The sequence below is a fragment of the Clostridioides sp. LIBA-7678 genome (assembly GCF_056716065.1).
This window is the reverse complement of record NZ_CP196987.1, coordinates 3,787,448-3,814,196: the sequence shown is the minus strand read 5'-3', so window position 1 is coordinate 3,814,196 and position 26,749 is coordinate 3,787,448. Positions and strand designations below refer to the sequence as shown.

Sequence of the window (26,749 nt, the reverse complement as noted above, 5' to 3'; positions counted from 1 at the left end):
CACATATTGATTTATGTAAAAAGTAAATTTAAAAGATAAAAAGAGGTGATTTGTATGTGTAATGAAAATCATAAAAAAAACCACCAGCTTGCTTCAGAAGAATTTTATAAAGAAGTAGGAAAAAAATTAAAGAAAATTAAAACTACTAAACAGGCATTAACACTAATTACATTAGATTTTGATAATTTTAATTATATAAATGACTTCTTTGGGTATAAGGCTGGAGATTCAACACTAGAAAAGATAAGTGAACATTTTAATACACATCTTCAAGGAGATGATATTTTCTGTAAAGTTCATGCGGACCATTTTTTATTCTGTTTGCATACAGACAATCAAGTAATTGCATCACAAATGTTTTTGCAACTTACAGACTTAAAGAAGGCGTTGGAGAATATTCTTCCACCACATTATAATTTAGTTGCAAGTGCAGGAATTATTGTGGTTAGAGATGATGCCATAACACTTTCTGCATTACTTGATAAAGCAAACTATGCTCGTAAAAAATCTAAGGGAAATACCTTGAATACATTTAGCTTTTATGATGATAAAATGAGTCAGGAAGTTGAATGGAAAAAACAAATTACATTTATGATGGACTTTGCATTGAAAAATCATGAGTTTGAAATGTATTTACAACCAAAATTGTTAATTAAAACGGGTGAAGTTGTTGGAGCAGAGGCACTTGTACGTTGGAATAGTTCTGAGTTAGGTATGATTTATCCAGATAAGTTTATTTCAATCATGGAGCAAAACGGATTTATTAGACAACTTGACTTTTTTATGTTGGAGGAGGCCTGCCATTTCCTAAAATGTAGCAAAGAAAAGGGAATCCCACAGCTTCCTATCTCAGTTAATTTCTCTAAAGCACATTTACAAACAGATAAATTAGTTGAAAAAATTTTTCAAACTGTAAATCGAATAGGTGTCTCTACTCATATGATTGAAATTGAGTTTACTGAAAATTTATTTTCAGACAACATTAATAAATTAATTGAAATTGTTTCTGAACTTAAAATGCTTGGCTTTAAAGTATCTCTAGATGATTTTGGAAGTGCTTATTCTTCTCTTAATTATTTAAAAGATATTCCAATTGATATTGTCAAGATTGATAAAGCATTTTTAAATGCATCCACTAATACAGATAAGGGAAAGATTATTATCGCTAAAGTTATAGAATTGATTAAATCTCTACGTATCCTATCAGTTATGGAAGGCGTAGAAAATGATGAACAAGTAAAATTTCTTCAAAAGTTAAACTGTGATTTAGGACAGGGATATTTTTATGCTAAGCCAATGCCTGCTAGTAACTATATCGATTTTATTAATAGTGGTTCTGTTATTGAAGATATACAGAAACATATTAGTGGAAAGACTGAAGAAAAACAGGATAAATCTCATATTTATGTAATTCCACAAGAATTTCAAATGGATAATTGGGAACTTTATACGCTAGGTAAAAATATTGACATGGGTCTAATGAAAGGTTATCTCGATGGAGAAGCAACAGTTCAGTATGTCAATGACCGTGCATTAGAATACCTTGGTTACACTAGACAAGAATTTAGAGAAGTATTTAATAAAAGTATAGTTGCATTTACACATCCAGATGATGCGCATATTGTTCAGAAGAATGCAGAGGAACTTATATCTAGTGGAAAGCCATTGAAATTTCAAACTCGTGCTATTCGTAAAGATGGAAAGATTATTGTGTTACAAGGGCGTTCTTCATGTATTATTGATAATCAAGGAAGACCTGTTGGTTTATATGCATTTCAAGATGTTACAGATGAATTGGATAAAACTGTACAATTAAAGCAATCTCTAGAAAATAAAATAAAAGAATTGGAAGAATCTATAACATCTGAACAAGAAACCAAAGAAGCACTTCTTATTAGTGAAGAAAAATATCGTATTATTATAGAACAAAGTGATGATATTATGTTTGAATGGGATTTTAAATCAGATACAATTATATTTTCTGGAAGGTATGAAACCTTATTTGGATATTCGCCTTTTACAAGGAATATTACTGCTAACAGGGAAGTACGTAATAAGATTCATCCAGATGATTTAGAAGTTTTTGAAGAATGGATTGTAAATACATATAAAAAACCAGGATATTCGGTATCTAGTTATCGAATTAAGGATATTAAGGGGAATTACTTATGGATGAATTGTCGTTCAACTGCTATTTCTGATAGTAAAGGAAATATAATTAGAGTTGTAGGTGTATTTTCTAATATTAATGCACAAAAACAACAATTAGATGACTTAATTATAAAATCACAGTTAGACCCATTAACGAAATTATTAAATAAAGCTGAATTTAAAAATAGAATTGACCAATTTCTAAAATCATCCAATAATAAATTAGGTGCTTTCTTTATTATAGATATTGATAATTTTAAAGGATTGAATGACACTCTTGGTCATCAGTTGGGTGATAATATATTAATAGATGTAGCAAATAAAATAAGTGGTGTTTTTCCTGAAACAGATATGATTGGAAGAATAGGTGGTGACGAGATTGCAGTGTATTTTCCTTATACAGATAGTAATATAATTAGAAGTAAAGCAGAGTATTTATCTCAATCACTTAGATTATCTTATTATGGTGCTGTAAGTAAGTATGAAATTTCAGGAAGTGTCGGAATATCTTTCTATCCTGAACATGGTGATACTTTTAATATGCTTTATCGTTTTGCTGATATTGCTCTTTATAATTCCAAAAATAATGGAAAAGATAGATATACTTTATATGACAACAATATTACCAATTCTCTTTTGGATAATAGCAACCAAGTAGAATATACAACTAATTTTTTAAATACATATTTTCAAAATGATATAACTTTTCGTGTTTTTGAAATGCTTTATGAAACAAAAAATGTATCTAAAAGCATTCAAAGTATATTAAATTTATTAGGTGAAAGATATAACATGGATAGAGTATACATTTTTGAAATTGATGAAAAAAAACAACAGACTAGTAATACATATGAATGGTGTGCTCCAGGTATTTCATCTGAAATTGATTCTTTACAAAATATTCCTTTAGGAGAGATTACTTCATATATAAGTCAATACAGTAATGAAGGTATTTTTTGTTGTAAAGACATTGAAAATACAACACCTGAGATTCGCAATATTTGTGCTCCACAAGGAATAAAATCCCTTCTTCATTGTGCCATATATAATGAAGGCGTTATGACTGGTTTTATTGGTTTTGACGTATGTAGAGAGAATTATAGTTGGACAGGAGAGGAGATTGCTATTATTGGATACATTTCTCGAATTCTTTCTGTATTTTTAATTAAGAACACTACAACAACAAAATTACGAACTAGCTACAAGAATTATGAAGAGATGGTAGAAAACCTAAATGGACATGTTTATGTTATTGACCCTAATACTTATGAAGTACTTTATGTAAATCGTGCAATTCAAGAATTAGGGCTTAGTACTGGAGAATCTTGTTATAAAATGGCGTTCGGTTCAGAGGAACCTTGCGAAAATTGTCCTATAAATAACTTTAATGATGAAATTCATTATGCATCAGAAGAAATTTATTCTGAGGTATTAGATAGATGGGTAAATTCAGCAGCTTCAAAAATGAAATGGGAGGGTGAGAAAGACGCAGTTCTAGTTTGCTGTACTGATATTTCAAAATATAAACATAAGGCTACAATATAGACTACTAAAATTTAGTGATTCTGGTATTCTTAGTTAATGAAAAGAAAATATATTATATTTGACAATAAAATTAGAAAATTAGTGTTAGTTAATTTTTTTACTAGACAAATGACTGCAAAAGAGAAATTAGATAATATATTAGTTGATAGAAAATAACATGAACAAGTCTATAATTAATAGATTAAAATAGATTGACAATAATTAAAAATAAATCCCTATAATACTTTTTTTAATATCTCTTTATACTTATAAAAAAAGAAGCTATCACAGAGCAATTTAAAATTGTTTGTGTGATGGCTTCTTTTATTGTTATAATAAGATTTTTGTAGAAACTATCTTTAAAGGATAGTCCCTTAAATTTATTTTCAAATTAAAATATTCATATATTAGTGTGTACTGCTTTTTTTATTATCTTTCTCATCTGAGCAAGAATTAGAACTTGGACATCCAGAACAACCAGAGCATCCACTACAGCTATCTCCATTCTTTGTAGACTTGAATTTATTAAATAAAATCACAAATGCAAGAACTATAATTATTCCACCTATCAAAGCTTCCATTATTGAATTACCCATAAATAATACTCCACCAATACTTTTAACTATAAATGCCATTACCCATGCTAATATAAACTGATATGCAAATGATGCAAACATCATTTTATTGCCGTATTCTTTTTTCATAGTTGCAAGTGCAGCTATACATGGAGTATATAAAGCAGTAAATATCAAGAAAGTATATGCAGTAACTCCATTAAATATTGTTGGCAATACAACAGTTAGATTACCATATAGTATGTTTAAAGAGTTTACCACGATTTCTTTTGCGCCAAGGCCACTTAAAATAGCAACTGAAGTTCTCCAATCATCAAAACCAAGAGGCTTGAATATAGGGGCTATAATATGACCTAAGGTAGCTAAAAAGCTTACATTTATATCTTCTGTATATCCAAAAACATTAAATGAAGAAAGTCCCCAAATTACAACTGACATTGCAAACATAACAGTAACAACTCTTATTAAGAAACCTTTTGATTTATTCCATGTATTTTTAATAAGTGCATCTATAGTAGGTATTCTATATTCTGGCAATTCTAATATAAATGGTTCAGACTCTGTTTTAAATGCTGTTTTATTTAAGAATAGTGCAATTACTATTGCCATAACTATACCAACTAAGTATAGTGATGTAGTTACTAAGGCAGCATTATGTGGGAAGAATATAGCTACAAATAGTGCATATATAGGCAGTTTTGCTCCACAAGTCATAAGTGGTGCAATAAGAGCTGTGACTCTTCTATCTTTTTCACTTTCCAATGTTCTAGTTGCCATTATAGCTGGAGAAGAACATCCCATACCCATAACAATAGGTATAAAAGCTTTACCAGATAGGCCAACTTTTCTCATAACTTTATCCATTAAAAATGCTGTTCTTGACATATATCCACTATCTTCAAACAATGATATACCAAAAAATAATGTGAATATTAAAGGGAAGAATGGTAAAGTCCCACCAACACCTCCAATTATACCATCAACTATAAGTGATTTAAACCAAGGGCTAGAGTTAGATAACATATCACTAGCAGGTGTAGAGATATAAGTTTCTATAAGACCAGCAAAGCCCTCTTGTAATGGTCCTCCAACCCAATCAAAGGTAAATTTAAATAAGAGGAACAATACACCAATAAATATTGGATAGGCTAATATAGGATTTAAAACTATATTGTCTATTTTATCACTGATAGATTTTTTTTCTGTATATGTAGTTTTTGTACATCTCGATAAAATGGATTCTAATTTTTTGTATGTTTCCGTTTCACTTCCAAAGTTTGTTTGATATATAAAAGATTTTTGAGTAGCTTCTTTAATTTCTTCTTCTATTTTTTCAACACCATTTTTCTTCTTTGCAATAATTGGAACAACAATTACTCCAAGTTCTTCACCTAATTTTTTAGCATCTATATTAATACCTTTAGATTCTGCTATATCTAACATATTAAGAAGTATGACTATAGGTTTGTTAAATTGCATAAGTTGAGTCGTTAAGTAGAGATTTCTCGATAAGTTAGATGCATCAACTACATTCACTATTACATCAACATCCTCATTTTCTAAATATGATTTAGAAACCTTTTCTTCATTTGAGAAAGTATCCATTGCATATATACCTGGTAAATCTACAACCTTTATTTCTTTCCCAATAAATCCTTCTTTTTTTTCTATAGTAACACCAGGCCAGTTACCTACATATTGATTTGAACCTGTAAGTAGGTTGAAAACAGTAGTTTTACCAACGTTTGGGTTTCCTAATAATGCTACATTAATCACAGGTAGCTCCTCCTCTATTATTGTAAAGAAATATTTTTAGCATCAGATTTTCTAATAGCAAGGTCAAAGCCTCTAAATCTGATTATAATTGGGTCTCCAAATGGAGCAACCTTTTTAACTTCTATTTCAGTACTATTTATACATCCAAGTGCAAGTAATCTTTTAGATAATTTAATATCTCCATCTATACTATTAATAAGTCCTTTTTCTCCTATTTTTAAATCGTAAACAGTCATTATTAGCACCTCCTAATGAAATTCATTATCATTAAAATTGTAACAAGTATGATACAAAAAGTCAAGAATTATAGAGGCAATTGAACACTGAGACCCCTAATATTTATTCTAAATAAATTGAAAAATATTTTAATCTAAATTAGGTGTTTTTATATCTTTTGTATTATAATGTAAGATGATAGATAAAATTTGGAGGAATTAACTTAATGAAAACTAGAAAAATGACATTTTTAGGTCTTATGATAGGGTATAGTTTAGCTTTATATGTATTAGAGACATATATACCAAATCCTCTTATAGTTATATTTCCAGGGGCAAAATTGGGTTTGAGCAATATTATAACTTTAATTTCATTAATGTTGTTAGGTGTCAAAGATACTGTTATAATTGTTACTATCAGGGTAATTTTGTCATCAATATTCGCAGGTCCTTTGTCCTATCTTCTATTTAGTATAGGAGGAGCTTATCTAAGTCTTTTATTTATGTATTTAGCAAGTAAAATAAAAGGTCTATCATTGATAGGGATAAGTATCATAGGTGCAATAGGACATAATATAGGTCAATTAATAGTTGCAAGTTTAATCATAGAAAATATACTTGCTATAGGATACTTACCATTTATGTTAATGGCATCATTAGTAACGGGTATGTTTGTAGGCTTAGTGTCTAGGTATACAGTACCCAAGCTGGAGCATTTTTATAGTAAGTTTTATTGACATAATATTGACAAAATATAATATTGTTTGATAAAATGTATATAAAAATATACAAATTTGTAATAGTGGTGATTATTATGGCGAACAGTGAATTAGAAGCGTTAAAAAATGAGATTGAAGCAGTTAGAGAAGAGATAAATACATACATAGAATATCCAGAAATATTTCAAGAAGAGTTAGTAGAATCAAGTAAGAAAATAGATATATTAATAAATAAATACATGTACTTAAGCAAATAGCCCACAGTTGTGGGTTTTTTTGTATCAAAAATTAACAGATAGCCATATTTTACATATATTAATAATAATATTAAGATATAAAATAGTATTTCTGGTGTGTAAATTATCTGTAGGACATAATTATGATTAAGTCAGGAGGGGTTTATATTATGGTTGATATAGGAAGTAAGGAAATAGCAATAAGATTATTTTTAGCCCTAATAATTGGAGGAATAATAGGTTTAGAGAGAGAAAAAATAAGGCAATTTGCAGGATTTAGGACACATATATTAATAGCAATAGGTTCTTGTATTGTTTCAATAACTTCAATTCAGTTGTTTTCTGATTATAATTTATATACAAATGCCGACCCAGCAAGAATGCCTGCTCAGGTATTATCTGGAATTGGTTTTTTAGGAGCAGGAGCAATTTTAAAAAATAAAGGTGGAGTAAAGGGGCTTACTACAGCTGCTGGGATGTGGGCAACTGCATGTATCGGAATAGCAGTAGGTTATGGTTATTATGAATTATCAATTTTAGGTGGGCTATTTGTAATGATAGCATTATTTGTACTTAGGATAATAAATACTTTTCTATTCAGTCAAGAAAAAAATGTTTTGATATTAAAATTAAGTAATTTGGATTCAATACCTTTTTTATATGATAAATTTGAAAAAAGTCAACTTATTGTAAGAAACATGGAAATAGAATGTCGTAATGAAGAATACTGGAAGGTTAATTTTTTTGTATCTTATGGCAAGAGAATACACTTACATGATGTTATGAAAGAAATAAATATGATAGAAGGAGTAATAAATGTAGATTATTTGGACTAAAATATATACAATATATTTTGTAAAGAGAATAAAATATAAATCAAATCAAAATAGAGGTGTATTATATGGAAACTGATAGAAGTAAAATAGAAGAAAAGTATAAGTGGAAGATAGATAAGATGTATTCTAGTAAAGAAGATATCGAAAAAGATATAAGCAAAGTAAAAAGTCTTATTCAAGAAGTAAAAGAATATAAAGGGAAAGTTTCTGAGAGTAAAGAGAATTTATATAAAGTATTAAATATTTCTGAAAATGCATCTAGAATTGTTCAAAATCTATATGTATATACTCATATGAAACAACATGAAGACACTAGAATTAATGACAATCAAGGTAGAGCTACTAAGACAGAGATGTTATCGACTGATTTGGGTGTAGCTACTTCTTATATAGTTCCAGAAATACTGGCTATAGAAGAGAATAAATTGAATGAATATTTAAAGGATGAGAAGTTATCTTTTTATACAAAGTATATCAAGGATATATTAAGGGATAAACCTCACACTTTGAGTGAGAAAGAAGAAGAAATACTTGCAGCTACATCAGAATTATCGACGGTTCCAGAAAATGTATATGATATGTTAACATATGCAGATATGGAATTTCCTGAGATTGAAGATGAAGAAGGCAATAAAGTTAAGCTTTCTCATTCTAATTACTCTTTATTTATAAAAAGTAAAAATGGTAGAGTTAGAAAAGATGCTTTTGAAGGCGTATTTTCAACTTATGGAAAATATAAAAATACATTTGCATCAACACTTTATGGTGGTGTAAAGTCAGAAATATTTTATGCAAAAACTAGAAAATATAATTCGGCAATAGAAGCTTCTTTATTTTCAGATGATGTAAGTTTGGATGTCTATAATAATCTTATATCAGCTATAGATGAAAGTCTCCCTACTTTGAATAAATATGTTGAACTTAAAAAGAAATTTTTAGGTCTAAATGAAATACACATGTATGATTTATATGTTCCTTTGACAGATAAGTTTGACATGGATATACCATATGATAAAGCACAAGATATCATATTAGAGGCACTTAAGCCTTTGGGAGAAGAGTACTTGAAAGTTATAAAAAGTGCATTTGAAGAAGGTTGGATTGATGTATATGATAATGAAGGTAAAAAAGGAGGAGCTTATTCTTGGGGAAGTTATGATTCGCACCCTTATATATTAATGAGTTATAAAAATGACCTTAATTCTCTATTTACTTTAATTCATGAGTTAGGGCATTCTGTTCATAGTCATTATTCAAGAACAAGTCAGCCATTTTTATATTCGGACTATAAAATATTCGTTGCAGAAGTTGCATCTACTTTAAATGAATTACTTCTTATAAATTATTTACTAGAAAATTCTAAGTCTAAAGACGAAACTATATATCTATTAAATTATTATTTAGAACAATTTAGGACTACAGTTCATAGACAAACTATGTTTGCTGAATTTGAGAAAATTGTACATGGAAGGGTAGAGAGTGGAGAGCCACTTACTGCTGATGAATTTACTGACATATACTATAAATTAAATGAAAAGTATTATGGAAAATCTGCAATAGTAGATAAACAAATAGGAATAGAGTGGGCTAGAATCCCTCATTTTTATTCAAACTTCTATGTATATAAGTATGCTACAGGATTTTCGGCTGCAAGTGCTTTAAGCCAACAGATACTTTCAGAAGGTAGTACTGCTGTAGATAGATATATAAACTTTTTAAAAAGTGGAGGGTCAGAGTATCCTCTAGAACAATTAAAATCTGCTGGTGTAGACATGACAAAAAAAGAGTCTATAGAGGAAGCTTTGAATGTATTTGATGGTTTAGTTAATAAACTAGAAAAAGAGTTATAGAATATAATAAATCAATCAAAGACAACTTAAAAAAATTAAATTAATTTAGAATATACCCTATGAAATTAAATTTTTACATGCATTTAACAATATTTACACTTACTTAACCTCGCTCTAATATTCACTTAACAAAAAATATGTATTATTAAAATATAGAAAATATGAAAACAAAAAAATTAAAATATAAGCGGGGGTAAGTGAAATGTTTAAAAAGAAAATAGGAGTTCTTTTAGCTAGTACAATGTTAGTTGGAGTTTTAGCAGTAGGATGTGGCTCTGGTTCAGGAGGTTCGGGAGACTCAAATAAGGTTTCCGTTTCAGGTTCGACTTCAATAGGTCCTCTTATGGAGACTATAGGAGAAAAGTTTCAAGAAAAAAATGAAGGTGTTAGTGTAGAAGTACAACAGATTGGTTCTTCTGGAGGTATAAAAAATGCTATGGAAGGAACATCTGAGATAGGAATGAGTTCAAGAGATTTAAAAGATGAAGAAAAAAGCGCTGGATTAAAGGAAACTAAGATAGCAATAGATGGAATAGCATTAATAACTAATACTGCTAACCCAGTAAAAAATCTAACAATGGATGATGTTAAAGGTATTTATACAGGAAAGATAACTAACTGGAAAGACGTAGGAGGAAATGATGCACCAATAGTAATTGTATCAAGAGAAGAAGGTTCAGGAACTAGAGATGGATTCCAAGAAATTGTAGGATTCAAGTCAGAAGAATTAACTAAAGATGCACAAATAAGCGATGGTTCAGGAAATATAAAAACTACAGTTGAAGGAAATGAAAATGCTATAGGATATATATCATTTGGATATGTTGATGAAAAAGTGAATAGTTTAAAAGTAAATGATGTTGAAGCAACTGATGCCAATGTAATAGCTAATAAATATCCAATATCAAGACCATTTATACTAGTTAATAAAGAAGATAACTTATCAGAAAAAGGCAAAGCTTTAATAGATTATATATTAAGTGATGAAGGACAAGCTCTTGTTTCAGAGAAAGGATTTATTAAAGTTAATCAATAAGATGAATATTTAATATAAAATAGATATAGTACCCTGTGAGATAAGCACCTAAAAATGTTGCCTACTTGCAGGGTATTGTCTATTATTGGTGGTATAAATATAAACATTTTAATTACATAATAGATATTTTAGTACATTATCTCTGAAGAATATTGGAATATTGACAAAATAATATTACAATGTTAGAATAAAAAGGAAATTTATTAAAATGTATTAAAATTTTTTAACAAAAATATTTTAGAAACTGAGAAGTATACCTTATTATTGGGCATCTAGAGGTATATGGAGTTAGTGGTGCAACCGGCTATGAATATAATCTTATATTGCATAGCCTTTTTTTGTTTTAAATTTAACAAAAATATTTAAAAATCTAAAAACTATTGCATTAGTAGTTAGATTTAATTTGATACGTGGAAATTTGGCTTTTAAAGTAGCCATTTGTTGGAAAAGGGGAATTTTTAAAAAAGTATAATGCAATTATAATAAAAAAATAAAGTCTTTATAAATATTAAGACATGAAATATAAACATTTTGTAACAATACATTTACCAAAATAATCCAATTTATTTTATATTATAACTATATAAACCATATAAATCAATACTCAAACTGGCTTATTGACAAGTTTCTAGAGAAATAATAAATTTATAATATAAAATTGCTTTAAGCTCCATTTTCCAACAATCGGAGACTTTGATTAGTATTTAATAATGAATCTTAATATTTAATACAATATTCAAGAATTATTCAAAAATACTTAAGTTTTATAGTCTAGTTTGTAAAGATATTATAAAATAATAATACCAGTTATATAAAAAATAAAACATCATAATTTGTAATAATTAAAATCTGAGACTATGATTGAAATATTTTTGAATGGAGTGGTGTAATGTATAACTTACTAGTTGTAGATGATGATGTTGATATTTTAAATATAAATCAAATTTATTTTTCAAATATAGGTTTTAATGTATATACATCTAAGACAGCTAAAAGTGCTATGAAGATAGTAGAAAGTGTGGTTTTAGATTGTATAATTCTAGATATTTCATTGCCAGACTTAGATGGATATAAAGTATGCAATGCTATAAAAGAAAAGGTTAACATACCTATAATATTTTTATCTAATTATGAACATGAGGAAGAAAGAGTTCAGGGATTTTTAGCTGGAGGGGATGATTATATAACAAAACCATATAGCTTAAAAGAACTTGAACTTAGAATATATGCGCGTATGAGGCAATATAAAAATATTACATCAGTTCCTAATGTGTTAAAGTTTTCATCTTTAGTAATAAATGTGAATTCAAGAAAAGTAACTTTTGACGAAAAAAGTATCGACTTAACCACCATGGAGTTTGAAATACTGCTGTTTCTAGCTGAAAATAAAGAACAAGTATTCTCAAAAATAGAAATATATAATCAAGTTTGGAAAATGCCTGATATTGGAGAACAACATACAGTACAGGTTCATATTGCACAGATGAGGAAAAAAATTAATTCTTTAAGCAGAGAACATCAATACATTCAAACCGTATGGGGAAAAGGATATAAGTTTGTACCGTAAGTGAGATGCTGTAATCAATAAATAGTTCTTGTTTTATTTAGTACTACTATGAAAGAGATGTGGTTGATGCAATGAAAAAGTATAACATACTAAAAGGAACTCTCATTGTATTGATAGTCTCTCTGTTGGCAATAACAGGATTAAATCTTCTGTATAAATATGATAACAAATATACATATAAGTCTATTAGAGCAAGTAATGGAATCTTAACTATAAATAATGATACTTTTACTAAAAATAAACTTGTTTTCCTAATAGATGACTGGGAGTTTTATAATCATAAAATATTTAAACCGAATGATTTTATAAAGCAACATATAGAACCAGAATACATTTTTATAGGTCAATATCCAGATTTTTCTATGAGAAAAGAGAATCAGTCACCATATGGCAATGCAACTTATCGTATGAAGATAAAAAATGAAGGTAAGGATAAGGTGTTGAGTCTAGAGATTCCTGAAATTTTTTGTGCAAGTGAAGTATGGATAAATGGAGAAATAGTTTCTAAACTGGGAGAGGTAGGAACAGAAAAATATAGACCAAAAATTAAAAATTCAGTAGTGAGTTTTGTAGCAAAGAAAGATACAGAAATTATAATCAATGTTTCTAATTTCTCACATTATTATAGTGGTATGTATTATCCACCTGCATTAGGAGAAACAAAAGATATAAGTAATATGATATTTTATAGATTACTTTTTTATAGTATAATTTGTTTCACAACTTTTGCAATAGCTATATTTTCACTAGCTGTTTGGTTTTTATCAAAAAAAAGCAAACTCTATTTTTATTTTGGATGTATGTGTATTTTCTTTGCAATACATGTCTCATATCCTTTTGTACATTTACTGGGACTTCCCTTAGTAAACTTTACATATGCAGTTGAAGATGCATCATATTTTATAGCAGTCTTATGTATTATTTGTATAAATGGGAGTATATCAAAAATAGAAGAAAATAAAGGATATAGATTTTTAATTTTGCCATTAGGAATTACAATGTGTATCATATCTATTGTGATACCAGTTGTTCTTCTCCCATATGATATATATTTTGTTAACATGTATGGAAAATTAATAGATATATATAAATATATTGTATTTATTTATATCTTTGTGTCTTCACTAGTTTCAATCTACAAAAGGACATACTCTAAACATATAAGTTCTTATATTTTAGTTTCAGTGAACATTGTGTTTGGTATTAGCATATTATTTGATGCAGTAACGAGTAATAGGTTTGAGCCTATATTTACTGGATGGCAAACAGAATACTGTGGATTTATAATTGTAATTTTATTTTCTATTATGATGATACATAGGAACAGGATGATAATAAAGGAAAATGAAAAACTCACAAAGAATCTTGAACATGAAGTTGAAGTAAGAACTAGTGAACTTACAACACTATTAAATGAACGTAAAAAGTTTTTGGCTGATGTAGCTCATGATTTAAAAGCACCTGTTTCAGCTATACAGGCATTTATAGATTTAATAAAGGTTGGTAATATTCATGTAGATGAAGAGACAAAATCTTATCTATATGCCATAAATCAAAAATCAAATGAGGTACAGAATAGAGTACGTAGTCTACAAGAATTTACATCACAAGATAAAGAAATTGGTCTTAGTGAGAAGATATGTCTAAATGATTTCATCAAAGAGATATATGAAAATAACTTACCAGACACACAAGCATGTGGTGTAAATTTTGAATTGAGTATATTAGATAAAAAAATATATGCAAAGATAAATAAAGAAAGATTGGCTAGAGCATTTGAAAATTTAATTTATAATGCTTTAAGCTTTACTTCATATGATGGGAAGATAAGTTTGTCAATGAATAAAGAAGATGGATTTGCAGTTATTAAGGTTTCTGATAATGGGAAAGGAATACCACCAGAAAATATACCAAAGATATTTGAACGATTCTTTACAGCAAGAGATACTGACATTTCAACAGGTCAAGGGTTAGGGTTATATATTGTAAAGTCCATTATAAAAGAACATAATGGAGAAATTTTTGTAGATTCGCAGTTAGGAAAAGGAACTGTTTTTACAATAAAATTAAGTCTATGTTTTTCATAATAATGGGTTATTTAATATAAAAGAATAATGATATTTAGGAGTGATTATAATGCAAACTAAGATATTAATAATAGATGGAGACAAGAATAATTGCCAGGAATTGAAAAACTTTTTAGAAGGAAAAGGGATAACTATAGATTTAGCATATAGCTGTGAAGAAGCTATTGGAAAAATATTTAGCAATAGATATGATTTAATATTTTTAGAGATAATCCTAACTGATGGTGATGGATGGACTCTTTGCAAGAAAATAAGAAATGTAACTACTTGTCCAATTGTTTATATGACTTACATAAATGAAGACCAAAGTATTTTAAATGCCTTAAATTCTGGAGGAGATGACTACTTAATTAAACCTCTAAATCTGGAAATTTTATATGCAAAAGTAAAAGCAATTTTAAGAAGAGTAAATTCATATGTAAATAGCAATGAAAGTAATTCGAAATTAGAGGAATATAATAGAACTAGTGGAGTAATAAAATTAGAAGACAAAATAATAAAATTAACTCCAACAGAAAATAAATTATTAAATTATTTTATAGAGAATCCCGAAAAGACATTAACTACTAAAGAGATATATGAACATGTGTGGTTAAATGAATATTTAGAAGATAATTATAGTGTAGTAGTTGCAGTGAACGGATTGAGAAAGAAAATAGAAAAAGATTATAAAAATCCTCAAAAAATTATAACAATAAGAGGAGCAGGATACTATTTTAATAAGGAATAATATGAATGTATAGGTTATAAAGGACTAAATTTAATTAATAAATATCAATAGCAGATATAAGTAATGAGTTACATGGAAATGTATTATTACTTATATCTGCTATTTTAATATAATCAAATACCATCATAATGTAAACTAAATGTCAAAAATAGTTCTAAAAGTAAAATCGATGTTAAAAAAGTGAATATAATTTTACACTTGTTTAACTTAATCCTAATATAGATTTAACTTAAAAAAAGTAGAATAAAAGTATAGAAAATTTAATTGATACGAATTATAAAAATTTAAATTTTGAATACAGAATTAAAATCGATAAGTATATTTTAATGGGAGGATATTATGATAGTAAAATCTAGGTTAGTAGGTTTAGAAAAAAATGACAATAATGGCAACAAGACAAAATATATAGTTGAAAAAGTAGCAAAAAATATTTTTCTACTTAGTGCTTTGGTAGCAGTTGCAAGTTTACTTTTGATAATAGGATTTGTATTTTATAAAGGTCTAAGACCATTTATATTTGAGGGATACTCATTTATAGATTTTTTAACTGGTGCAGATTGGGTTCCTTCTGCTAATAAATTTGGAATATCATCTATGATAGTAGCTTCAATATTTGCAACACTTGGAGCACTTGTGATAGGAGTACCAGTAGGAATATTAACATCTATATTTATAGCAGAAGTAGCACCTAAGAGATTAGCAAAAATAATGTCACCAGCAGTTGAACTTCTAGCAGGTATACCTTCAGTATTATATGGTGTATTTGGTCTTGCGGTGATAGTTCCAATGATACAAAACATATTCAATCTTCCAAAAGGTCAAAGTTTATTAGCAATAGTAATAGTATTAGCAGTAATGATGTTACCAACAATAATATCTGTATCAGAAACAGCTATAAGAGCAGTACCAAAAGCATATAAAGAAGGTTCATTAGCACTTGGTGCATCAAAAATAGAAACAATATTTAAAGTTGTATTACCAGCTGCAAAATCTGGAGTATTAGCTGCAGTGGTATTAGGAGTAGGAAGAGCTTTAGGAGAAACAATGGCAGTAATACTTGTTGCAGGGAATTCACCAGTTATGCCAACTTCAATAACAGATAGTGTAAGACCACTTACAACTAATATAGCACTTGAAATGGGATATGCGTTTGGTACACATCAAGAAATGCTATTTGCAACTGGAGTAGTATTGTTCACATTTATATTAATCTTAAACTTAGTTTTAAATAAACTTTCAAATAAGGCGGTAAATTAGGATGAGAAAGTTCAGAGAAAATACATTAAAGTTATTAGTATACCTATCAGCACTATTTACAATAGTATCGTTAGTAGTCATAGTAGGATTTATATTTATAAAGGGAATTGGAAATATGAATTTTAATTTCTTATTTAGCAATTATTCAGCATCAGGTGATGGTGGTATACTTCCAATGATAATTACAACATTATACACAGTAGTAGTTTCTATAGTTGTAGCAACTCCTATAGGAATCTTAGCTGCTATATATTTGCAAGAGTATGCAAAAAAAGGAAAAGCAGTTACAGCAATAAGATTTGCAACTGAAAGTTTATCAGGAATACCATCTATAGTGTATGGATTATTTGGGGGAATTTTCTTTGTTGTTACATTAAAAATGGGATACTCAATAGTTGCAGGTTCTCTTACAGTAGCAATAATAATTTTACCAGTAATAATTCGTACAACAGAAGAAGCTTTAAAGACAGTTCCTCAAGCATATAGAGAATCATCATTAGCATTAGGGGCTACTAAATTTCAGACTTTATACAAGGTAGTACTTCCAAGTGCGATACCAGGAATCTTATCAGGAGTAATCTTGTCAGTTGGTCGTATAATTGGGGAATCAGCTGCAATCTTACTTACAGCAGGTACTGTAGCTAAGATGCCAGGTGGAATATTTGATAGTGCAAGAACACTAACTGTACACTCATACTTGCTAACTAAAGAGAGTGGAGATATAGCAACAGCAGCTAGTATAGGAATTGTTTTGATAGTAATTGTATTAGCACTAAACATGCTAGCAAGATTTGTCGCTAAGAAATTAAATAAGGCTAATTATTAAATTTAAGAGGTGTGAATAATGGAATTAATCGATAAGATAAAAATGAGTGTAAAAGATTTGGATTTATTTTATGGAGACAAGCAAGCATTAAATAAAATAAATATGGATATAAAAGAAAATAAAGTTACTGCTTTAATAGGACCATCTGGATGTGGAAAATCAACTTTTATAAGAACATTAAACAGAATGAATGACCTAATAGAAGATGTAACAATTAAAGGAAACATCTTTGTGGATGGAGAAGACATATATACTTCAGATGATGTAATAAATCTTCGTACTAAAGTAGGGATGGTATTTCAAAAACCAAATCCATTTCCTATGAGTATATATGATAATGTTGCATATGGTCCTCGTACACAGGGACTAAGAGATAAGAAACAATTAGATAAGATTGTAGAAGAGAGTTTGAAAGGGGCAGCTATTTGGGATGAGGTTAAAGATAGACTTAAATCATCTGCATTAGGACTGTCTGGTGGACAACAACAACGTATATGTATAGCAAGAGCAATTGCTATGAGACCAGAAGTTATTCTGATGGATGAACCTACATCTGCCTTAGACCCAATTTCAACATTAAAAGTTGAGGAACTTATAGAAGACTTAAAAAAAGACTACACAATAGTCATAGTTACTCATAATATGCAGCAAGCTGCTCGTATATCAGATGAAACAGCTTTTTTCTTAAATGGAGAGGTTATAGAATTTAGTGATACAAAAACTATGTTTACCACTCCTGTAGATAAAAGAACAGAAGACTATATAACAGGTAGATTTGGTTAAAATATATAACTATAAAGGAGTTAGACAATGGTCAATAATAGCTTAGATATAAGTATTGATACTTTAAAGGAACAAACAGTACTTATGATGGAAAAATGTGAAGAAGCAATAGAAAAGTCTGTGACTTGTATGATAGAGAAGGATTTAGAGGGTGCAAGAAAAGTAGTAGAAAATGATGAAGAGATAAATAAATTGAGAGAAGAGATAAGAGATAAGAGTATAGAACTAATAGTATTAAAGCAACCAATGGCAAGAGACTTAAGATTTATCTATTCATTAGGAAATATATCAATAGAGTTAGAAAGAATAGGAGATTATGCAGCCAACATAGCTAGAGAAATGTTGAAAATAGGTGGAGAAGCTTATATAAAAGAGCTGATAGATATTCCTAAGATGGCAAAAGAGTGTAAGGATATGATGTCTCAGACTAGAGAAGCTTTAATCTTATTTGATGCAAGTATAGCTTATGATGTAGGAACTAAAGATGATATTGTAGATGGTTTGTATGAACAAGTACAAATTGACTGTCTAAAAATAATGCATGAAAATACGAATACTATAGACCAAGGAGTAAAACTTTTACTTATAGGAAGATACCTTGAACGAATTGGAGACCACATAACAAATGTATGTGAAAAGATAATTTTTGCAATTGAAGGTAAAATGGTAGAGATAGGATAAAAAAACTGCTTTAAAGCAGTTTTTTTTATTGTCTAAATTAAGAAGTAATTGATAAAAAAATATGATTAATGGGTAAATTTAAAAAATTGTGATATACTAGGAACATATTAAATATGAGGATGCGTATTTTATATAAGGTGCTTTTTAGGAGGTGGAACTTTGAAACTTCAAAAGATGGGTATGAGAACCATAAAGACAGGAATTAGTGTAACTTTATGTATGCTTCTTGGTGACTATTTAGTTGAGAATATGTTTTATTCTTTGGTAGCATGTATAATTTCTGTTCAAGATACAGTAAAAGGTTCTTTAAAAACAGGAATCAATAGAGTGGAAGGTACTATTTTAGGTGGTATAATAGGATTCATATTTGCCATCACTAAAGCTGGAGACCCATTTTTATGTGGTCTAGGAGTAATGTGCTCAATATATTTATGTAATCTGTTTAAAATAAAGTCAGTAGTAGTTGCTTGTGTAACCTTTCTGGCGATACATTTAGGTGTAGGTAATAATGACCCTGTATATTATTCTTTACATAGAGTATTAGATACATCTGTAGGTGTTTTATTTGGGGTACTTGTTAATTATTATGTTGCTAGACCAAATTATCTAAATAGTGTTATAGATGAATTTAAAAAGATAGAAGAACTTTCAATGTTACTTATTGAAGATAAAATACTCAGAAAAAATAATTTAGATGTAGAGAGATTTGAAGAAGAAGTAGAAAAATTAGAAGAAATATACTCAAAACTTATTGATGAGTTGGATTATAGTTTGAGTGAAACTAATATAGAAAAAATTGAGAATGCCTTAAGGATATGTAGAGAGATACATTTTCACATGCAGTCTATAGAGTTACTAGAAAATAAACTTTATTTGAAGGAGCATACATATAAATACCTTAAGAAAATATATAATGTAGATGAATTAGACTGGAATATAGATGAAGAAAAAAGTCCTGTATTCAACTATCATTTAATGAAAATAATGCTTGAAATAGAGATGTTAAAGAAATTAAATAAATTATATCAATAATAGTAAGTAAATAATAAATAAAAAATAGTATCTTTGTAAATATTAAACATATATAAGTTTAATTTACGGAGGTACTATTTTTTATGGATACTAGAAATGATAATTCTAAAATATTAGAAATATATAAGATGAAGCTTTTTGGAGAACTTGTAAAGGCAGTTTGGAATGATGATACAGAGGATATTGAAAACTTACCTGAAAAAATATTAAATGAAAACTTAAATGAAAATTTAAAAACTAATTTTGGTGAAAAATTTGATAAAGATACTATGGTAAATTTAATTAGGGTGACTATGGGATTAGATGTAACAGGAGACACAGACAAAAATTTAAAAGATACACTACATGAAGCTGTAAATTTAGATGAAGTCAAAAGACCAATAATATCTATAATATCAGATGCTTGTAAATATTGTGATGAAAATAATAAGGAAGATAAGTCATGTAAAATAAGAAGCAAGCATATTAATTGTAATGAGGAAGATGTATGTAGTGCTTGTGGTGATTGTGTATCAAGATGTAAGTTGGGTGCAATATCAGATAAGATAGAATTTATACCAATGATAAAATTGTTAAAAGACATAAAGAGTCCCGTATATGCAATAGTAGCACCAGCTTTTGTAGGTCAGTTTGGAAAAGATGTAAGCCCTGGTAAATTAAGAACTGCATTAAAAAAGATAGGCTTTGAAGATATGATAGAAGTTGCTTTGGCGGCGGATATGCTTACTGCAAAAGAAGCATATGACTATTACGAACATATGAAAAAAGATGAAGAAGGATGCTTTATAACTAGTTGTTGCTGTCCTATTTGGGTCAGCTTGATACAGAATAGTTTTCCTCAAATATTGGAGAATGTATCGCCATCTGTTTCTCCTATGATTGCTTGTGGTAGAGCTGTAAAAATTTTGAATCCAGATGCTAAAGTTGTATTCATAGGTCCTTGCATGGCGAAAAAGAAAGAAGCAATGTTAGAAGATATAAAGGATGCAGTTGATTTTGTGCTTACATTTAAAGAGTTACAAGAAATATTTGATGCATTAGAGTTAAATCCAGCGATAATGGATGAAAGTAATAGAGTAGAGGCATCCCTTTCAGGTAGAGTTTATGCTAGAACAGGAGGTGTAAGTAAAGCAGTTAAATTATCAGTTAGAAGAATTGACAAAAACATAAAATTTGAAGAAAAAGCATTTGAAGGAACAAAAGAATGTATGGACGGTTTAAAGAAAGTTTTAAATAATGAGATAGAAGCTACATTTATAGAAGGAATGGGGTGTGTAGGAGGCTGTGTGGGAGGTCCTAAGCGTATTCTAAGTGTAGAAGAAGGAACTAAAAATGTCGATGAATATAGTGAAAGTACAAATATGGAAACTCCGTTTGACAATTTAAATGTATTACAATTTTTAACTTCTTTGGGAATCAAAAGAGTAGACTCTTTAGGAGAAAAGGAAGAAGAAAAAGTTAAAAAAATATTTAGTAGAGATATAAAAAGTAATAAGAAAGAGAATAAGTATAAAAAATAATTTTTTTACTCTTAAACTTATGCTTTTATAAAAGGGAGATATGGGGGATGAAAATTAAAAATAATAAGACTGCTTTTCATGTAATTATAAGGATATTTCTTATAGCTATTTTAATTTTAACTGGAACATTATTAGAAGAAAAAATTAATAATGTTCCAGTCCAAAATATAAGCACAAAAGATGAAAATACACTAGAATTACTTTCTCAAAATAATACTTTAGGAGAAATTATGTATAAAGCATCTCAAGAGGAAACAAAAGGGCCAGGAGCTACTTCTGAAAAAGTAGCATACATAACAATAGATGATGGACCATCAAAATATACAAATGCACTTCTTGATATTTTAAAAGAAAATGATGTCAAAGCGACATTTTTCATGCTTAATCAAAATATGAAAAACCATAAGGAAGAAGTAAAAAGAGTATTAGAAGAAAAAAATTCAATAGGTTTTCATAGTGTAAGTCATGATATACATAAGCTATATAAAAGCCCAGAGGTAACCGTTGGGGAGTTTAATACATGTAATGATACTTTACAAGATATAACTGGTCAGAGCTCAAAATTAATAAGATTGCCATATGGAAGTAAGCCATATATGCCAGAAGGTTCATATAGTAAACTTATGGCAAATGATTACTTAATTTGGGATTGGAATTTGGATACACAAGATTGGAAATCTTCTACAAGTCAAATAGTTAGTAATATATTGTATTATGGAAGAAAAAGAGATGAATTGGTAGTGTTAATTCATGAGAAAGAACAAAGTTTAAATGCTCTAAATAACATTATAAGAATTTTAAAAGAGAGAGGATATACAATATTACCAATTACAGAGAATATCACACCTAAAAATTTCTGGCAAGAAAACTTATAATAAATTTAAATATTGTAAAAAATAAAGTAAATTATTTATGAAATAAAACATATAATTTATAAAATAGAATATAAAAAACACAGAATAATAAAGGGAATGTAAAGAAAATATAATTTAAAATTAAGAAAATACTGTTAAGATTTAAACAAAATAATAGTATAATTTACTATCATGATAAAATAAGTTGGAAAGATGGTATAGAAAATAACAATTATCATAAAATATAAAAAGATAATTGAGAAAATTCAGAAAAAATAAAATAAAAATAATTGACAAAAAGAATAATATTTGTATATAATAATATGTAACATTAAAGACTGAGAAGAAGAGGAGTAAGTAAATACTACTAAAAGAGAGGAAAATTCATTGGCTGTAAGATTTTCTAAGTATAAGGTTTACTGAATGTAGCTTTGGAGTTTCTAAACTGAACTGTTAGTAAGTTTAGACGGTTAGAACCGTTAAATTCTTTGAGAGTCAAAGTTGATAAAATAACATTAAGTAATATTTAGTTATATATTAATGTGTTTTAAGCTTTGGAATTAAGGTGGTAACGCGAGCTTTTCGTCCTTTTTAAAGAGGATGAAGGGCTCTTTTTTATTTCTAGAGATATTTTAAAAATTTATTTATAAAAATATAGGAGGCAAGACAATGGAAAATACGAACTTATCAAAAACTTATAATCCAAAAGATTTTGAGGCTAGGTTATATAAAAAATGGATGGACGAGGGGTATTTTAAATCTAAACCAAATCCAGATAAAAAGCCATTTACAATAATGATGCCACCACCAAACATAACAGGACAATTGCATATGGGACACGCTCTTGACCATACACTTCAAGATATATTAATTAGATGGAAGCGTATGGATGGGTATGAAGCTTTTTGGCTTCCAGGAACAGACCATGCTTCTATAGCAACTGAAGTTAAAGTTGTTGAAAGAATAAAAAAAGAAGAAGGTAAAACAAAGTATGAAATAGGTAGAGATGAATTTCTAAAGAGAGCTTGGGAATGGAAAGACGAATTTGGAGGAAAAATATCTAATCAGCTTAAGCAATTAGGAGATTCTTGCGATTGGGATAAAGAGAGATTTACTATGGATGAAGGGTGCAATGAAGCAGTTATAGAATTCTTTGTAAAATTGTATGAAAAAGGTCATATATACAGAGGAAATAGAATAATAAACTGGTGCCCAGATTGTAAAACTACTTTATCAGATGCAGAAGTTGAACATGAAGAACATGACGGAAACTTTTATCATATAAAATATCCACTGAAAGATAGTGAGGATTTCTTAGAAATAGCTACAACTAGACCTGAGACAATGATAGGAGATACTGGTATAGCAGTAAATCCAGAAGACGATAGATACAAACACTTAATAGGAAAAACAGCAATACTTCCATTAGTAGGAAGAGAACTTCCAATAGTTGCAGATAGTTATGTTGACTTAGAGTTTGGAACTGGTGCAGTTAAGATGACTCCAGCACATGACCCTAATGATTTTGAAGTAGGATTAAGACATAATCTTGAACAGTTAAATACTATGAATGAAGATGGAACTATGAATGAAGTTTGTGGAAAATATGAAGGTATGGATAGATTTGAGTGTAGAAAAGCTATCGTAGCAGACTTAAAAGAGCAAGGTTACCTAATTAACATAAAAGAGCATAATCATAATGTAGGAACTTGTTATAGATGCCATACAATAGTTGAGCCTAGATTATCAGAGCAATGGTTTGTTAAGATGGATGAACTTGCAAAACCAGCTATAGATATTCTTAAAAATGGAGAACTAGAATTTGTTCCAGAAAAATTTGATAAAACTTATTTACAATGGTTAGAAAATATAAGAGATTGGTGTATATCAAGACAATTATGGTGGGGTCATCAAATACCAGCTTATTATTGTCAAGAATGTGGAGAAATAGTAGTAGCAAAACAAATGCCTGATAAATGTCCTAAATGTGGAAGCACTCATTTTAAACAAGATGAAGATGCATTAGATACTTGGTTTAGTTCTGCACTATGGCCTTTCTCTACTCTAGGATGGCCAAATAAAACTGAAGCTTTAGACTACTATTACCCAACAAGTGTACTTGTTACAGGATATGATATAATATTCTTCTGGGTAGTTAGAATGGCTTTTGCAGGTATGTTCTGTATGAATGAGAAGCCATTTGACCATGTATTAGTTCATGGATTAGTAAGAGATTCTCAAGGTAGAAAGATGAGTAAATCTTTAGGAAATGGTATTGACCCATTAGAGATAATCGAGCAATATGGAGCTGATGCACTAAGATTTACATTAACAACTGGAAATTCCCCAGGAAATGATATGAGATTTTATATGGAAAGAGTAGAATTTGCTAGAAACTTTGCTAATAAATTGTGGAATGCATCAAGATTTGTATTTATGAATATTGATGAAGATATAATTAAAAACATAACTAGAGAAAGTGTTAAAGATAATTTAACTCTAGCAGATAAATGGATAATATCAAGAGCAAATAATATTGTAAAAGAAGCAACTAATAACATGGATAAGTTTGATTTAGGAATAGCACTTCAAAAGATATATGATTTCACTTGGTCAGAGTACTGTGACTGGTATATTGAAATGGTTAAACCTAGATTATATGGAGAAGATACAGATGCTAAGTCTGCAGCATTATACACATTGACTTATGTTCTTGAAAAGATATTAAAATTATTACATCCATATATGCCATTTATAACAGAGGAGATATACACTTACCTTCCTACTGTTGAAGGATGTATAATAGTATCTGAGTGGCCAAAATATAATGAAGAAGATAATATGGTTGAAGAAGAAGAAATGATGAATTTATTGATGGAAGGTATAAGAAGTATAAGAAATGTGAGAGCAGAAATGAATGTACCACCTTCTAAGAAAGCTAAGTTGATAATAGTACCAAGTGAAGAAAAGGTAGAAGCTATTGAACTTGGTAAAGATTATTTTATAACTTTAGCATCTGCTTCAAATGTTGAAATAGCAAAAGATAAATCTAATGTTCCAGAAGATGCAGTTGGAGTAGTTATTGATGGTGTTGAAATATTTATACCTCTTAATGAACTAGTTGACTTTGAAAAAGAAATTGAGAGATTATCTAAAGAAAAGAAAAAATTAGAGGGAGAAATAAAGAGAGTTAATGGAAAACTTGCAAACCAAGGATTCTTAGCAAAAGCTCCTGAAAGTTTAATTGAAGAAGAAAAAGCTAAAAAAGAAAAATTTGAAGAAATGATTAAATCTGTTGATGAAAGATTAACAAATTTAGAATCTAAAATAAAATAAATACTAGAGTTAATAAAAACATACAAAAAGTACGTAATCTGTACTTTTTGTATGTTTTTCTTTCTATATATACAAATATGATGTTATAATTCATTACAGATGTGTTATATTTTTATCTTATTTATGATGATATTAATCTTATATCTAAAAAATTTATGAGCAATAAAAATTTGCTATATTATGATATTTAATATAGGATGATAAAATACAGATTACGTTTGTCTTCATATATTTTTTGCACAATATATCTAGAAAAATAGATGAATTTATCATAATTTAAGTTTATGTATCAAAGATAATTACTAGAAGTAGTTTAATCGACAATTTAAGTTTGTAAAGAAATTTGAATATAAAAGTCAATGAGTACAGTTTGTAAATTGAAATAAAGTAAACTAAATGATATTTTAGATTTGGAGGTGATATTATGTTCAGGGTAGTTATATGTGATGACGAAAAAATACAAAGAAGCATACTTAAGGAATTTGCAGAAAAACTTTTGTCTGAAAGGTGTCTAAATTATCAAATACTGGAATTCTCTTGTGGAGAAGATTTAATATCTAAATACCCAGAAAAAATTGACATTATATTTTTAGATATCCAAATGAAAGATATCAATGGAATTGAGGTGGCTAAAAAGATAAGAAAGTTTGATGAAAAAGTAGAAATTATATTTACAACTGCTTTTTCAGAGTATGCCCCCCAGGGTTATGAAGTACGTGCTTATAGATATTTAGTAAAGCCTATAGAGTATAGTAACTTTGCAATGGGTGTAAATCTTTGTATTGATAACCTTCAAAGAAAGAAGGAGCGTTATATAGTTTTAAATAGTAAAAAAGGATTTAATAGAATACTTATAGATTCTATTTTATATGTTGAAACTGTAAAGAGAGATTTAGTTGTACATACATTAGGGAGAGATTATAAAGCCAATATGAGCATGAAACAAGCAGAAAAATTATTGTGTGAAAATGGATTTTTCAGATGTCATACAAGTTTTATTGTCAATTTGAGAAGGATAGAAGATCTTGGTGATAATATGATTACTATTAATGAGAAATTTATACCAATTAGTAAGTATAGACTCAAAGATTTAAAAGTAGCATTAACAAGCTTGTTATGTGATATAATGTATTAATTTTGAAAAAGGTAAATTAAAAT

The 26,749-nt window shown here is 28.5% G+C and carries 20 protein-coding genes, 1 riboswitch and 1 other annotated feature; of the genes, 18 read left to right on the top strand and 2 right to left on the bottom strand.

The annotated features are described in order from the left end of the window. Positions 1-54: 54 nt before the first annotated feature. Positions 55-3,696, top strand: a complete 3,642-nt coding sequence (locus ACTG46_RS17615) for an EAL domain-containing protein (RefSeq protein ID WP_479923317.1) — start codon at positions 55-57, stop codon at positions 3,694-3,696. Between the two features lie 386 nt (positions 3,697-4,082). On the opposite strand, the gene feoB is transcribed toward ACTG46_RS17615, so the two are convergent. Together feoB and ACTG46_RS17605 are read right to left on the bottom strand one after the other, a co-directional pair. Continuing rightward, entirely contained in the window at positions 4,083-6,026 is a 1,944-nt protein-coding gene (feoB, locus tag ACTG46_RS17610; RefSeq protein WP_407814953.1) for a ferrous iron transport protein B, read from the bottom strand. Between the two features lie 17 nt (positions 6,027-6,043). Beyond that, the gene (locus ACTG46_RS17605; protein WP_021386230.1) at positions 6,044-6,262 is read right to left on the bottom strand and encodes a FeoA family protein; all 219 of its coding nucleotides are present in this window, start codon (positions 6,260-6,262) and stop codon (positions 6,044-6,046) included. A 206-nt stretch (positions 6,263-6,468) separates the two neighbouring features. On the opposite strand from ACTG46_RS17605, the gene ACTG46_RS17600 reads away from it, so the two are divergent. From ACTG46_RS17600 to rgaR, 17 genes are all read left to right on the top strand, one after another. Next, positions 6,469-6,978 carry a Gx transporter family protein gene (locus tag ACTG46_RS17600; RefSeq protein WP_054271718.1) on the top strand — a complete coding sequence of 170 codons (510 nt, stop codon included), beginning with the start codon at positions 6,469-6,471 and terminating at the stop codon, positions 6,976-6,978. 77 nt (positions 6,979-7,055) lie between these two features. Beyond that, positions 7,056-7,217, top strand: coding sequence for an aspartyl-phosphate phosphatase Spo0E family protein (locus ACTG46_RS17595; protein WP_161803447.1), 162 nt, complete (start codon positions 7,056-7,058; stop codon positions 7,215-7,217). A gap of 149 nt (positions 7,218-7,366) precedes the next feature. After that, positions 7,367-8,032: an MgtC/SapB family protein gene (locus ACTG46_RS17590; RefSeq protein WP_054271717.1), complete on the top strand. Its 666-nt coding sequence runs from the start codon at positions 7,367-7,369 to the stop codon at positions 8,030-8,032. 65 nt (positions 8,033-8,097) lie between these two features. After that, the gene (gene pepF, locus ACTG46_RS17585) at positions 8,098-9,882 is read left to right on the top strand and encodes an oligoendopeptidase F (protein WP_167639831.1); all 1,785 of its coding nucleotides are present in this window, start codon (positions 8,098-8,100) and stop codon (positions 9,880-9,882) included. A 202-nt stretch (positions 9,883-10,084) separates the two neighbouring features. Next, positions 10,085-10,918 carry a phosphate ABC transporter substrate-binding protein gene (locus ACTG46_RS17580; protein WP_054271715.1) on the top strand — a complete coding sequence of 278 codons (834 nt, stop codon included), beginning with the start codon at positions 10,085-10,087 and terminating at the stop codon, positions 10,916-10,918. Between the two features lie 231 nt (positions 10,919-11,149). Then, a riboswitch (cyclic di-GMP riboswitch) is annotated at positions 11,150-11,233 on the top strand. A 574-nt stretch (positions 11,234-11,807) separates the two neighbouring features. After that, entirely contained in the window at positions 11,808-12,485 is a 678-nt protein-coding gene (gene cmrR / locus ACTG46_RS17575; protein WP_054271713.1) for a response regulator transcription factor CmrR, read from the top strand. Between the two features lie 71 nt (positions 12,486-12,556). Continuing rightward, the gene (locus tag ACTG46_RS17570; RefSeq protein ID WP_479923316.1) at positions 12,557-14,572 is read left to right on the top strand and encodes a sensor histidine kinase; all 2,016 of its coding nucleotides are present in this window, start codon (positions 12,557-12,559) and stop codon (positions 14,570-14,572) included. A gap of 49 nt (positions 14,573-14,621) precedes the next feature. Further along, a complete protein-coding gene (gene cmrT, locus ACTG46_RS17565) occupies positions 14,622-15,302 on the top strand; it encodes a response regulator transcription factor CmrT (RefSeq protein ID WP_021386210.1) in 681 nt (226 codons plus the stop codon). Positions 15,303-15,641: 339 nt separating this feature from the next. Then, positions 15,642-16,559, top strand: coding sequence for a phosphate ABC transporter permease subunit PstC (gene pstC / locus ACTG46_RS17560; RefSeq protein ID WP_054271711.1), 918 nt, complete (start codon positions 15,642-15,644; stop codon positions 16,557-16,559). A gap of 1 nt (position 16,560) precedes the next feature. Continuing rightward, positions 16,561-17,385, top strand: a complete 825-nt coding sequence (gene pstA / locus ACTG46_RS17555; RefSeq protein ID WP_054271710.1) for a phosphate ABC transporter permease PstA — start codon at positions 16,561-16,563, stop codon at positions 17,383-17,385. A gap of 18 nt (positions 17,386-17,403) precedes the next feature. Next, positions 17,404-18,168, top strand: a complete 765-nt coding sequence (gene pstB, locus ACTG46_RS17550; RefSeq protein WP_054271709.1) for a phosphate ABC transporter ATP-binding protein PstB — start codon at positions 17,404-17,406, stop codon at positions 18,166-18,168. 27 nt (positions 18,169-18,195) lie between these two features. After that, positions 18,196-18,849, top strand: a complete 654-nt coding sequence (phoU, locus tag ACTG46_RS17545; protein WP_054271708.1) for a phosphate signaling complex protein PhoU — start codon at positions 18,196-18,198, stop codon at positions 18,847-18,849. 159 nt (positions 18,850-19,008) lie between these two features. After that, positions 19,009-19,881: an FUSC family protein gene (locus ACTG46_RS17540; RefSeq protein ID WP_054271707.1), complete on the top strand. Its 873-nt coding sequence runs from the start codon at positions 19,009-19,011 to the stop codon at positions 19,879-19,881. A gap of 83 nt (positions 19,882-19,964) precedes the next feature. Then, the gene (locus ACTG46_RS17535) at positions 19,965-21,401 is read left to right on the top strand and encodes a [Fe-Fe] hydrogenase large subunit C-terminal domain-containing protein (protein ID WP_054271706.1); all 1,437 of its coding nucleotides are present in this window, start codon (positions 19,965-19,967) and stop codon (positions 21,399-21,401) included. Between the two features lie 47 nt (positions 21,402-21,448). Continuing rightward, positions 21,449-22,276 carry a polysaccharide deacetylase family protein gene (locus tag ACTG46_RS17530; protein ID WP_167639834.1) on the top strand — a complete coding sequence of 276 codons (828 nt, stop codon included), beginning with the start codon at positions 21,449-21,451 and terminating at the stop codon, positions 22,274-22,276. Between the two features lie 310 nt (positions 22,277-22,586). After that, positions 22,587-22,848: a binding site (T-box leader), on the top strand. A 76-nt stretch (positions 22,849-22,924) separates the two neighbouring features. After that, on the top strand, positions 22,925-25,591 hold the full coding sequence (locus ACTG46_RS17525; protein WP_054271704.1) for a valine--tRNA ligase: 2,667 nt from the start codon (positions 22,925-22,927) through the stop codon (positions 25,589-25,591). A 424-nt stretch (positions 25,592-26,015) separates the two neighbouring features. Beyond that, entirely contained in the window at positions 26,016-26,726 is a 711-nt protein-coding gene (gene rgaR / locus ACTG46_RS17520) for a two-component system response regulator RgaR (RefSeq protein ID WP_054271703.1), read from the top strand. Positions 26,727-26,749: the final 23 nt, after the last annotated feature.